Origin of the sequence: Filimonas effusa, assembly GCF_004118675.1 — a bacterium.
Lineage (GTDB): Bacteria > Bacteroidota > Bacteroidia > Chitinophagales > Chitinophagaceae > Filimonas > Filimonas effusa.
Genome location: NZ_SDHZ01000002.1, coordinates 819,435 through 832,381, shown reverse-complemented (window position 1 = coordinate 832,381; position 12,947 = coordinate 819,435). Strand labels below are relative to the sequence as shown.

General features: G+C 46.6%; 11 protein-coding genes. 3 read left to right on the top strand and 8 right to left on the bottom strand.

The features are described 5' to 3' along the window. The first annotated feature begins 77 nt into the window (after positions 1 to 77). Positions 78 to 899 (top strand): hypothetical protein, encoded by an 822-nt coding sequence (locus tag ESB13_RS14635; protein WP_129004387.1) that lies wholly within the window; start codon positions 78 to 80, stop codon positions 897 to 899. Positions 900 to 1,085: 186 nt separating this feature from the next. Here the strand turns inward: ESB13_RS14635 and ESB13_RS14630 are convergent, their stop codons facing one another. From ESB13_RS14630 to ESB13_RS14605, 6 genes are all read right to left on the bottom strand, one after another. Then, positions 1,086 to 1,655 carry a sigma-70 family RNA polymerase sigma factor gene (locus ESB13_RS14630; protein ID WP_129004386.1) on the bottom strand — a complete coding sequence of 190 codons (570 nt, stop codon included), beginning with the start codon at positions 1,653 to 1,655 and terminating at the stop codon, positions 1,086 to 1,088. A gap of 153 nt (positions 1,656 to 1,808) precedes the next feature. Then, on the bottom strand, positions 1,809 to 2,825 hold the full coding sequence (locus ESB13_RS14625) for a hypothetical protein (RefSeq protein ID WP_129004385.1): 1,017 nt from the start codon (positions 2,823 to 2,825) through the stop codon (positions 1,809 to 1,811). A gap of 53 nt (positions 2,826 to 2,878) precedes the next feature. Beyond that, positions 2,879 to 3,457 carry a TetR/AcrR family transcriptional regulator gene (locus ESB13_RS14620; protein ID WP_164974220.1) on the bottom strand — a complete coding sequence of 193 codons (579 nt, stop codon included), beginning with the start codon at positions 3,455 to 3,457 and terminating at the stop codon, positions 2,879 to 2,881. A gap of 60 nt (positions 3,458 to 3,517) precedes the next feature. Next, positions 3,518 to 6,691 (bottom strand): efflux RND transporter permease subunit, encoded by a 3,174-nt coding sequence (locus ESB13_RS14615; protein WP_129004383.1) that lies wholly within the window; start codon positions 6,689 to 6,691, stop codon positions 3,518 to 3,520. Between the two features lie 20 nt (positions 6,692 to 6,711). Continuing rightward, entirely contained in the window at positions 6,712 to 7,782 is a 1,071-nt protein-coding gene (locus tag ESB13_RS14610) for an efflux RND transporter periplasmic adaptor subunit (protein WP_129004382.1), read from the bottom strand. Positions 7,783 to 7,786: 4 nt separating this feature from the next. Further along, positions 7,787 to 9,151: a TolC family protein gene (locus tag ESB13_RS14605; RefSeq protein WP_220399685.1), complete on the bottom strand. Its 1,365-nt coding sequence runs from the start codon at positions 9,149 to 9,151 to the stop codon at positions 7,787 to 7,789. A 249-nt stretch (positions 9,152 to 9,400) separates the two neighbouring features. Here ESB13_RS14605 and ESB13_RS14600 point away from each other — a divergent pair, with 249 nt between their 5' ends. Next, a complete protein-coding gene (locus ESB13_RS14600; RefSeq protein WP_164974219.1) occupies positions 9,401 to 10,438 on the top strand; it encodes a sensor histidine kinase in 1,038 nt (345 codons plus the stop codon). Continuing rightward, complete coding sequence (locus ESB13_RS14595) at positions 10,439 to 11,164, top strand: LytR/AlgR family response regulator transcription factor (protein ID WP_129004380.1); 726 nt, start codon at positions 10,439 to 10,441, stop codon at positions 11,162 to 11,164. It begins immediately after the preceding gene. Between the two features lie 16 nt (positions 11,165 to 11,180). On the opposite strand, the gene ESB13_RS23965 is transcribed toward ESB13_RS14595, so the two are convergent. Then, on the bottom strand, positions 11,181 to 12,128 hold the full coding sequence (locus ESB13_RS23965) for a DUF3667 domain-containing protein (protein ID WP_220399684.1): 948 nt from the start codon (positions 12,126 to 12,128) through the stop codon (positions 11,181 to 11,183). Positions 12,129 to 12,216: 88 nt separating this feature from the next. Continuing rightward, on the bottom strand, positions 12,217 to 12,825 hold the full coding sequence (locus ESB13_RS14585; protein WP_129004379.1) for a hypothetical protein: 609 nt from the start codon (positions 12,823 to 12,825) through the stop codon (positions 12,217 to 12,219). Between the last annotated feature and the right edge of the window lie 122 nt (positions 12,826 to 12,947).

Sequence of the window (12,947 nt, the reverse complement as noted above, 5' to 3'; positions counted from 1 at the left end):
ATGGTATAAGTTAACAATATTCGACTATCATTAAAAAATGACCCGGAGCTATGTAGCTCCGGGTCTTATTAAAAAAAATGAAACCATTAAACATTACTTCCGCATTTGTTATTCTTGTAGTAAAACTCTCTGCTGTGATCGTATTGTCTTCCTCCTGCAGTAAAGGAGAAGATCTTCTTGGCGTAGGATACGGAAGTGTTAGCTTTAGCCCAACTTCAACATTCTCTGCTCCCGGCTCTTTACTCGTTAAGATCGACGGCGAAACCCGCGATACATTAACGCCCGTAAAACCAGGTACCGCAAACGCTATCTTGCTCAAAGCCGGAGAACATAAGATCTCACTCGTGAATGAAAATAGTAAGCAGGCCATTACAGATACGGTTGTCCATATCCAGCCCGGTAAAGAATTTATAATGGCAAACTTCCTCTACACAGGAACCGCTGCCCTGTTCAACGATAACGACCTCTCGCACAAACCCGACAAAGACAGCCTTCTGGTGCGTTTCGTAACGCTCGATGCTACATTGCCCGATGTCATGAACATCGATATCCTGGTGTACTACACCCTCGGCGGTACCCAAACCGCACTGGTAAAGAAAATGCCAGGTGTCTCCAAACAACAGTTCAGCAATTATATTCAATTGCCCGATCCCAACAGCCTGGTACCCGCAGGTGCAAAAAATACACGCTACGTCCTGGAAGGTTATAACGCAACTTCAAACGAAAAGGTGATGAGCGTAAGCCAGAACAATATGGGATATATACAAACTAACATGACCGGTACTTCTATTATATGGACAAACAACCTCGTTCTTTCTATGGGCATCGGACCCGGCGCCAGCGCCACCAACAAGGTCCGCCAGCCCAAAACAATCTTCTACCGCATCGCTGCCCAATAACCATCCCAATCCCCCAAACATAAAAACCATCCCGGTGCCATAAAATAGAATGGCTTCCGGGATGGCTATAAAAAAAGGCTTATCCAGACAGCAGATAAGCCTTTATAACTATGATTTTCAAACACCAGCTTTTTAGCCGCTGCCGAATTCATAGTAAAAATAATAAAAACTATTGTAAAGAAATTGTTACCACTCTAAAAATACTGATAAAAAAAAGCCAATCCCACTAAGCTTAGGTAAACAATAAACAGAACTGATCTCCTTGCGTATCGTCTTCACAGCCTTGGCTAACTGACTGTCAACAGTCTTCGACGATATATGCAGCTTCTCCCCAATCGATTGATAACTCATCCCTTCCTCCTTGAATAAACGATAGATCTCACGACGCCGCGCAGGTAACTTGTTGATAACCTGGCTTAACTGCAAACGCCACTCCTTACGCTCCAGCTCACGCTCAAGATTGCTCGAATCCGTACCCTTGTAAATATCATGCTGTATTAACTCCCGCTTGATATCTCGGGCTATCTGCTTTAACGCATAATTACGCGCATAGAAATAAAGAAATGGATAATGATCTGCTTCCCGGCTTTGCCGATCCCACTTTAACCATAACTGAAGATAAGCCTCCTGCAGTGCATCATAAACAAGCGATTCGTTTTTGAGGGAACTTAGCAATATCCTGTTTAATTTTTCAAATGTCTCCAGGTAAATTGCCTTAAAATGTAATTCCTTTTCCCCGGCAGTAGATATTTTCATGGCTAAGTTTTATGCCATGTAAAGTAGCATCGCAATGTTACTCCATTGTTAATTTGAAAGGATCCCCGATAATACGAAAATGGCAACTGATTCATTGTGAACACATATGAAAACAGTTGCCGGAAAATTTAATATAACAACCGCCGCCAGCCCCTATAAATGCAGGAAAGCAGGCAACAACGATAGCGAAACATTGACGTAAGGCGCAGAATGAATACTATTCTTAATGAAATAATCATTCATTTTGGCGCTCTTCTCCAGGTGCCTCGACGACACCGTCGATAGTATCCCGCCATTCACACCCAGCATCAGGTACTTGCTGAAAGAATACTCGAACGTAGCCCCGCTTTTTATCTCCAGCGTAGTATAGATGGTCCGCTTCGGTAAGTAACTGTTGTTCATATTCAGGAACGATAAACTCCCTCCCAATTCAGATCCAAGCAATACAGCCGTCTTCCCCCTCAACGGCTTCCTGAGCGCTATCCGCGATGGCAGGTCAATGAATAATTCAATCTCCGGGCGTTTAAATTGATGCCAGTAATTGAAAATAGGAAACACAGGAACAGGAGAGGAGGGATCGATGTTTACGATCAGCCCCACCGAATAGGCTGTAGTAGCCGTACGCCTGAGCGGGAAATTGATGACGCCGAGATAATTCAGCCGTGCATTTGAAAACTCCCCGTCAGTTAACACCGAAACGCTCGCGCTGAAATTAACAGGACGGTGAAAAATACTGTCGCTCCTGCTATAACTGGCAATCAGGTTAAGCGTGGTTTTATATACTTCGGTGTTTTGCACCGCAGGAAACCGCGGGTTTAAACTGTTGGCATTATTCAGGTCAAACTGCTGCCCCAGGTAATTCAAAGTAGTGGAAAACAGGTGTTTCCCCTTACGGTAAATAGGTAAATTGAAATTAGCCCGTACTCTTGTTATCTGTGCCTCTCCCTCATAGAGATCTTCCCCGTAAAGTTGCGAACTGATCTTGGTTCTGCTGATCACTTCCGTTGAAACCGATCCCTGTCTTAATATAGGGTATTTCAACGCGGCAGCGCGAAGCTGACTCAGTATAATGGAGTCCTTCATATGCTGCATAACTTTCGGAGAAATGTTCTGCGCAAACGAACTCCCCGAAAACAATAGTAATGTTACCAGTAGCCGGCTCTTTTTCATTTGAATGGTAGTTATTGGTTGGTGTTAAAAACATCTTCTTCTGCTTACTTCCTTTATCCCCTGATCTGCATTAATAGCGCTCTCCCGCAAGACGTGGTGATCCCATTGATAAATATCATCAGCGCCCCCTTTGCTGCTGCCTTGTCCGGACCCTTGGTCAGCAGCAGTATATCTATCAGCAGCAAAAAGGCCTTCGTCACTTCCTTCAAATCAAACGCTTCCTGGTAAAGCCCTGCCGCTACTCCTTCTCTCAAATTCCGCTCGATGCCTGCAGCAAGAAATACCTCCCGGAATGAAATGATAAGCCGTACAGCCTTCGGGCATAGCTCCAGGAACTCAGGATCAAATAATGGCCGCATCTCATAGAATCCCGATAAAATATCCTGCTGCGCAAACAACATCTCTATCGCATTGTCGCAGTTCCTCCTGCATGCAATCAATTCTCTTTTAAGCTGCTTGATCGAATAGCGCATTACTTCCAGCACAAACTCCTTCTTGTCGTCGTATAACTTGTAAAACGTCTTCTTCGAAATAGGCAGATCGTTGCATAGATCGTCTACCGTCACCGCCTTTATTCCAAGTTTACCGAACAGCTTTTGCCCGGTTATCAGCAGTTGTTCAGATGTGTTCATAGCCGAGAATTGCTGGTAATAAAAAAACTCCCCATGGCTGAACACAGGGAGTTGCATTCATCATTGAACATGAGAATGTGAGAAGCCATCTTCGCCGACCTCAGTGGGCGTGTAGTCGGCTGTCATAAGCGCATCTATCGACTGCTTATCCTTTTTGGCGAACTTATTACTAAGCTTGTCGATGATGGAATACATCACCGGCACAACTATCAATGTCAGGAACAATGAACTTATCAAACCACCAATGACAACCCAGGCCAGGCCGTTCTTCCATTCAGCGCCCGCACCCTTTGCTATCGCAATAGGGATCATACCTATCACCATAGCGATGGTAGTCATCAATATCGGGCGCAAACGCGCATGGTTGGCCTGTATCAGCGCCTGCTCGGTGCTTTCACCCTCAGCCTTTCGCTGGTTGGTGAAATCTACTAGTATGATCGCATTCTTCGCAACAAGACCAATAAGCATGATCAGCCCCAATATGGTGAATATGTTCAGCGTATTATTGGTTAAACCCAATGCCAGTAAAGCTCCTATGATCGATAAAGGAATAGAGAACAACACCACGAAGGGATACGCAAAACTGTTATACAACGCCACCATGATCAGGTATACCAGTATGATCGCAGCCAGTAACGCAATCCCTAAAGTGCCAAAACCCTCACCCTGGTTTTCCTGGTCGCCACCCCACACATAAGTAACGCCTGTTGGAGGCTTCAGCTTGTTGATGGCTTCCTGCCATTCCGCCTGAACCGTACCTGTTGGACGCCCAACGGTTTGCCCCTCCACGGTTACAGAAACACTCTTATCTCTTCTTTCCAGTTGGCTCGGACCCGACGACTGCTTCACCGTTGCAAACTGCGATAGCCTGATCTGCTCCTTGCGGCTATTGATAAATAGCAGGTTGTTCACATCTTCTGCCGAACCCCTGTTGAAACTGCTGAAACGGATATTGATATCATACTCGTATTCTCCCGCCCGGAACTTACCATCGGTATTACCATTGAAAGCAGTTTGCATCGTAGTGCCTACTTCCTGTAAAGTAAGCCCCAGCGCTGACATCTTATCCCTGTCCACCTCTACGTTGATCTCGGGATTGCCCGCTTCTACCGATAACTTAACCTCGGTAGCGCCTTTGATGGAACGCAGCGATTGCATCGCCTGCTCCGCAAATACCATCGCAGTATCAAGCGTGGGAGCCATTACAACTAATGCAAGCGGCGCCTGTTCCGCAGTACCCAATATGTTTACTGCCGCAGTTTTTATTTTAGGAGTAACCAGCTCCTTTTGTAACGCCGTTTTTATTTTCGCAGCATATAAGTACGAATCATCTTCACGCTCCGACTTGGGAACAAGAAATACATCCAGCTCCGCCTTATAAGCGCTCGACTGCGAAGCGCCCACATCACCGCTCGCCTGGCCTACAGTGGTAATGATCTTTACAACCTCTTTCTGCTTCTTCAGAAACTGCTCCGCACGTAAGGCCATCTGGTTCGTTTGCTCGATCGCAATATCCTTCGGCATCTCAATCTGCACCAGGAATTCACCCTTGTCACTCTTCGGAAAGAACTCGGCGCCTATATAACCCGCTCCCAGTAAAAAGAACGAAGAAACCAGCAATGCCAGCACCGTCACCAGCGTAATGATCTTATGACGTAACGACCAGTTGAGTAAACGTGTGATGAAACTGGTGAACTTGTCAAGTCCCTTCTCAAAACCAAGGATGAGCCTTCCAAAAAGGGTCTTGTTGCTCACATGCTCCAGCTTGCCAAAACGCGACGATAGCCAGGGCACAATCGTGAACGACGACAATAACGATAACAAGGTCGCGATAACAACCACAAGACAAAACTCCCTTAAGATATCCGATACAAGCCCCGTGGTAATGGCAATAGGCAGAAACACCACCACAATAACCAGCGTAATGGCCGTTACCGTGAAACCTATTTCCCGCGTAGCGTCATAGGCAGCTCTTACACGGTTCTTACCCATTTCCATATGCCGGTAAATATTCTCCAGTACCACAATGGCGTCATCCACCAGTATCCCTACCACCAGCGATAAACCCAGCAGCGACATCAGGTTCAGTGAAAAGCCCAGTAACTGCATCCCTATAAAAGTAGCGATCAGTGAAGCCGGAATAGATACCATTACGATCAGGGAGTTACGGATACTATGCAGGAAAAACAACATCACAAAAGCAACCAGTATCACCGCCAGTATAAGATCGTGAATAACCGCATCGGCCGACTCCAGCGTATAGGTGGAACTGTCATTCGCAAAGCTCAGCTTAACATGATTGACGGCATAGTCTTTCTCCAGCCGCGCAACGATCTTCTGTACGGCTTCACTCACAGCAACCGCATTGGCATCACTTTGTTTGGTGATCTGTACCGCGATAGCGCTCTTCTGGTCAACCCGTGCAAGCTTCTCTACATCCTTTTGCGTGTCCTGTACATCAGCTACATCCGCAACACGTACAGCTACACCATTGGTGGTAGCAACAACCAGTTGACGCAGTTCTTCAACATTCCGGTATTTACCCGTTAAACGGATAAGAATGTCCTGCTCCCTCGTTTGTACGCTACCTGTAGGGAAATCAAGATTGGAACTGAGTATCGCCTGTTGTACCTGTGCTACCGAAAGATGATAACCCTGTAAACGCTCCGCATCCAGGTTCACCTGTATCTCCCTTTCCTGTCCACCCACAAGGTTAACCTGCGCAACACCCGGTACCCGCGAAATAGCAGGCCCTATGCGCTTATCCATCAGGTCATAAAAAGCGCCCGCTTCCATAGACGACGACGCCGATAACGTAATGATAGGTAAGTCGTCGATCGAAAACTTCTGCAGGGAAGGCGGATCTACATCATCAGGCAGATCCTTGAGTATCGCATTAACCTTCCGCTGTGCATCATTAAGACCATAGTCCGCATCAGCGCCGGTATTCAGGGTAATCGTAACCGTTGATAAACTTTCAAAAGACTTCGCCTCCAGTTTTTTAATGTTCTCCATAGAAGATACCGCATCTTCTATCTTACGCGTCACCGTATTCTCCACCTCACTGGGCGAAGCGCCCGGATACACCGTACTTATCGATATCGTCGAAAGCGCAAACTTGGGTAACAACTCATAATTGAGCGAAGTATAACTGAGTATGCCCCCGCCTATAAGTACCGTAAACAGTACTATTACCAGGGTAGGGCGTTTTATGGATATTTCTGCTAATTTCATTGCTGCTTTTTATGCTGTGATCACTTGACAGTCTGAACCTGGCTGCCGTCTACAAGATTTATCTGGCCGCTGCTGATGATAACCTCACCTTCCGATAAACCGTCCAGCACTTCAACAACATCACCGGTAATACGGCCTGCTGTTACCTTTCTTATCCGGGCTTTGTCCTTGTCCAGCACAAACACCTGGTTGCTGCTTACACTGCCCACAAAAGCGCTGCGTGGTATGGCGATCGCAGGAGCGGTTGCAGGAAACTCGAAAGAGGCAGTGCCATACATGCCAGCCTTGAGTAGGTTCTCTCCCTGGTTCTTTACCTCCAGCTCAACAGTGAAATTGAGCGACTCGTCCGACTTCGCAGCAATAAAGCTGATCACGCCGTCAAACGTCTTATCTGGAAATACACTTGCCTTGATCTTAACATTGTCGCCCTTTTTCAGCAGCACCACCTGGCTTTCATTCACCAGCACCTGTAGCTTTAACTTCGACACATCTACAATGTCAAAAAGCGCTGTGCCTGGCGAAAGCACAGCGCCCGGCTCTATATGACGTTTGTTGACAACGCCGTTGAATGGCGCCAGTATATTGGCGTCGTCAATCGAAATAGCCGCCTGCTGTACTTTGGCTTCCGCATTTTTAAGGGTGAGTATCGCCTGGTCCAGCTGCTGGCGTGTAACCCCACCCGTAGCAAATGCATTCTCATATCTTTCTTTATCCCGAAGGGCATTGGCATAGCTGGCCTTCGCATTGTCCAGCTCCACAGAAAGCTGGTTCATCTTTATCGTTACCAGCAATTGCCCCTTCGTTACATAACTGCCTTCATCAACAAGTATCCGGGTAACACGGCCCGATTTTTCGGCGGCAAGACTAATCTCGCTTGCAGCCATAAAATTGCCATTCGCAGCAAAGCTCAACGCCAGCTGCGTACGTTTTACCGTGTCAACAGTTACTGCAATGGCAGCGCTGTTTGTTTCCGCTACCGCCGCAGTTTGCGCCTCATTCTTTTTCTTGTTACTGCTGAGTACCCAGCCTATCAACGCTATAACGGCTATTACTACTAATACTGTTACGATTATTCTTAAGGGCTTTCCCATATAATTAGTTTAATAATGATTTGATTTGTCCTTTTGATTTTATCATTTGTATCTCAGCCAGCTTATAATCCAGCAAAGCGCCTGTATAATTGTTCTGCGCTTCTGTTAGATCATTCCTGGCATCCAGCAGGTCGGTAAGAGTGGCCAGCCCCTGGTTATAATTGTTCTGCGTATCATTGAATACCGCCTGTGCCAGCTGCACATTGGCCTCCTGCGTATTTAGCGTAAGTATGCTGTTGTTGATCTGGCTCCTGGCATTCTCATACGCCAGGTTAAGCGACTGCTTTACATCTGTGATGTCTTCCTGTAATTTCCTGACGTCGATATCAGCCTGCCGCACCTTGGCCTTTTTACCGCCACCACTGAAAATAGGCACCTTCAGGTTTAACCCAACAGAAGCAACATCAAACCAGCCCGGTGAAGAAGGCCCCGATTTGCCAAAAGGAAAACTGTTCGAAAGTCTTTGATAACTATAATTGCCCGCCAATGATAAGCTGGGGTAGTAGGCCGCCTCTGTCGCTTGCTTCTGGAACTTTAGTAACTCCGCCTGCTTTAGCAACACAAGATAATCGCTGCGCTGCGTTACAACCGCAGAGTCGCCGTCGGCAATAGCACGGGGCACAATATGTACTAACGCATCCTGCGAAATAATGATCGGCGTTTGTATCGGTAAACCCATGTAAAACTTCAGCTGGTTTTCTTTCAGACTTACCTCGCTAAGTAATTGCCGCCGCTGGCTGTTTAAATTGTTGAGATTAACAGCAACACGGTCCGCATCGATCCTTTTCGCTAAACCGCTTTCATACTGTCCCTTTATAATGCGTTGCATCTCGGTAGTAGTCCGGATATTGCTGTCAACTACAGCAACCTTTTGCCGCTGGGCCAGCACCTGGTAATAAGCGGTGGCCACTTGCTCCAGCACCTGCTCCTCCGTTTGTTGCTGGGCTAACAGGTAATATTCCCTGGTGGCCTTGGTGGCTTTTAATCCCGTAAATACCGATTGGTCAAATAACTTCTGGCTTAAACTAACACCCGCATTCGAATTCCACTTCTGTCCAAACGCAATCAGTGTGGCGCTCCCTGTCGGCGATAACTCCGCAGGTATCGCACTTAACTGTAACAAAGGATTATAGGTCAAACCGCCGCTGGCGCTCACCTCGGGCAAAGCAGCTGCTCTGGTCTCCTGTATCTTATATGCACTGTTCTCTACCTCCAGCTTTGCCTTACGCGCGGCGGTGTAGTGCTGTAATGCATATTGTAAGGCATCTTTTAAACTAAGATCCTGCGCAGGCACTGTATGATATAGCAGTAGCAATGGCATGAATAAAAGCCACCTGGCCTTCCGGGAAGTAAATAAATGGTATTTCATAAAACAAAGGAACGCGATGAAAACGCGCAGTTTCCAACTATTTGACCTTCCGACGCTCACAACCGACGAATAGCCCTTTCCATAGGATTTACCGGCTGCGATCGGCCCTTTTCCCCGTTAGGTATCTCAAAAACGGCTTTTCATCGGCTCTGGAACCACTTTGGCAGGTTGAAAACTGATCACTGCCCTTCTAAACTTACTTTTGCATTAAGAATGCTTTATATGGTGAGCTCAGGAAAATATACATCGATGCTTGCACAAGCCCTGCTATGGTCTTTGCTCGCATTTATCTTTATCGCACATCTCCCCCTTACGCTCGGATTCCCTATACCGAAAGAATATTGGCTGAAGCAAACTTTCCTCCTGCTTCTCCTGATGGGGGTGTATTACCTGAATGCCAAGATCCTTGTACCTAAACTCTTCCGGAAACAAAAACGTGCCTACTTCCTCGTCCTCCACGCAACATTGATCCTCGGAATGCAGGTCGTAAGCAGGTTGATAGACTACCAGTTCGGGGTAGGAGAAATTCTGAAAGCAGCTATCGAAACAGGAATGGGAGCCAAGCTCAACCTTAATCTGAGAGGCTGGACCAACCTCGATGCCTCACTGCTGCTTACCACCATCATGATCATTTGCATCAGCACCGTTATTGCCATTGTTCAGATCTGGCAGGAAGAGCGCCTGCATAGCCAGCAAATGCAGCAAAAACAGCTCGATGCCGAACTTTCTTTCCTGAAAGCCCAGATCCATCCGCATTTCTTCTTTAACACGCTTAATAATATTTACGCACTTACGTTCATCGATGTAGAGATCTCCCGAACCTCTTTACATAAGCTCTCCCGTATGATGCGTTACCTCTTATACGAAACACAGAACAATGTAACCTTCCTCAGTAAAGAAGTTAATTTCGTAAAAGATTATATCGAACTAATGCAGTTGCGCATGAGCGAATTTACTACCGTGAACCTGGAAGCGCCGGCCACATTCACCGATCATGAAATAGCCCCCATGCTGTTGCTGCCCTTTATCGAAAATGCTTTTAAACATGGCGTAAGCACCATTCACCAAAGCAGGATAGATATCGTAATACAACAAAACGGCAACCTGCTCACCGTAGATGTAAATAATAATATCTTTGAAGAAAGAGTGACAGCTATCGACGACGGAGGTATTGGGCTTACCAACACCATCCGCCGGCTCAACCTGGTTTATGCCAGCAGGCATAAGTTGTCTTATGGCCCTGTTAATAATAACCAGTTTCACGTACACCTTGAATTAGTATTATAGATGACACAATTAAATTGCATAGCAGTCGATGATGAACCCCTGGCGCTTACGTTGGTATGCAAGTTCATTGAACAAACCCCTTTCCTCAAACTGGAAGGCAGGTACTCCAGCGCGATAGAAGCCCTTAAAGCATTGCATAGCCTCGAAATACAGGTCATCTTTATGGATATCCAGATGCCCGACCTCAACGGTATGGAACTGGCTAGGATCCTTAGTCAGGATAGATCCGATACCGCCCCGCGTATCATCTTCACCTCGGCATATAATAACTTCGCACTGGAAAGTTATAAGGTCGATGCACTGGATTACCTGCTCAAACCCTTTAACTACGACGAATTCCTTCGCGCCGCACAAAAAGCCAAATCCTACTTCGAAAAAGCAGCAGCCAGCACCGTCACAGTAGAACAGGACTACCTGTTCCTTAAAGTAGAGTTCCGCTGGGTGAAAGTCTTCTTAAATGAGATCCTCTATGTCGAAGGCGTAAAAGATTACGTCAAAGTTCATCTCGAAGGCGGCAAAAGCATCATGTCTCTCAACACTATGAAAAGTATGGAAGAAAAACTCCCATCCTCACAGTTCATGCGTGTCAACCGCTCCTACATCATCTCCCTGGGCAAGATCTCCGCCATCACCAAAACCTCAGTCCAGATCAACGACATGAACATTCCCGTCGGCGAAAGCCACAAAGAAGCCTTCATCCGCTTCATCAAAGACTGGATCAAATAGCCATCCTCGGAACAACCTAATGCACGCTGTACAAAACATACGCTATAATCAATAGCACGGCAACAATGATACAGGCAGTATTGATAAGTAGTAGTAGCAGGCATTTCAACGCCGATACCCACCCGCCTTCCTGGTACATTTTTTTATGGGCTGCAAACAAATAAAAGCAGGCATATAAGAAAATGAGATTGCCTGTTATATCACCAACCTCATTCACTACCGTTCTGTTGAATACAAACGACAATAACACCTCCAGCGTGGCGCCGATAGCCGTTAATAATAACAGCAGCGAAAAATAATGAAGCGTGAAAATACCATGATCAAAGAATAACCAGCGCTTTTTGCCATGTACCAGCCAAAGCCAGAAAGCAAACAAAGGCATATACAGGAACAATACTTTCGGCACGGTGTGAGTAAAGGTTTCACTGAAATGTTCCCCCGAAGCATTGTTCTGGCTAACGTCATATACTTTTTTAATGAACCAGTGAAAGATCCCTCCCTGGGTATATCCGTTAGCAGCGACCACGGAATCCAGTTCATGCGCCGAGTTTACTTTTACACCATTGAACCTGAACTGCTTTTTAGGAGCATGTTGGGTTGCTGCAACGGCATGGGTGGTCTCATGAGCTTCTGCAGACCGGCTCCGGCTTTGCGCAATAGCCAGCATAAAGAAGGCGATAAAGCTGATAAAAATATAAAGCTTTACAGGTAATACAAAACTCATCCGTTTACCTGCCAGGTATTCCTTTGTTAAACGTGCAGGCCGGAACAACAGGAACTTGATCGTTTTCCAGAATGCAGTATCGTAATGCGTGAAGTCCTCTATAAAATGACCAATCAGGTGCCCAAAGCTTTGCCGGGTTTCTACATTTTTTTGTCCGCAATGAGGACAAAAGATCTCTTCAACTTGGTGTCCGCAGTTCTCACAGGTCTTATCTTGTCTAAGGGTGTTATGATGTGCCATAAGCAGTTTTAGAATTTCTAACCGGCAATTTAAGAAAAGCTGGCTGTTCTTAACATGCCTGGTACTGCTATCTTACTGCGGCCTTATGTTACGTCGTTTCCAGGAGGCCTGCCGTTAATGCCTTCCATTGCAGCTTCGAAACCCCAATCGCCCCCGAAGAGCCTACAATGGCATTCCGTACAATGTCAACAATTCCTGAGCTCTCCGTATTGGGAATTTCGTTCCTGCCCAGTACAGTAGCCTTTACCTCGAGGGTATCACGGTGAATGACAAAAGAACTGGTAGCCCTATCTGTAAGAAAATGAGCCGTTTCATCCTTCCCCGGTGGCTCCGCCGGACGCGCAATCATTACCGCCCACTCTTCGTCATCATTCACGCCTATATACTCCAGCTTCTCAATATAAACCCAGTCATACCCATCCCCCGCATTATTGCCGGGCCCGGGTATGTCGATCCGGATATACAACCCCACCTCCGCTTCACCGTTCACAGGTGAACCGGTCTTGTCAATCAGCTCAAAGGAAGATGACAGGCTTCCACTCCATTCCTTCCATTTATTTACTTGTTTCAACCTCCGGAAGGCCTCCCGGAAAACAGCCGTTGATTGTTCCCGCTCCTCCGCATGATAACGCGAACTGGTTTCTGTTTCCTCTCCGGTATAATGCTCCGGTATCAATGATGGGTAAGATGAAGACATATACTTGCTTTCTGCAAGCAGGAAAAAAACTATGCCACCAGTAACAGGTACCCGCCGGGGCCTTTGTTGGCCTTATCCACTGGGCAGGCTCGAAAAGTTTTCCCGGCAATTACCCCCCCCCT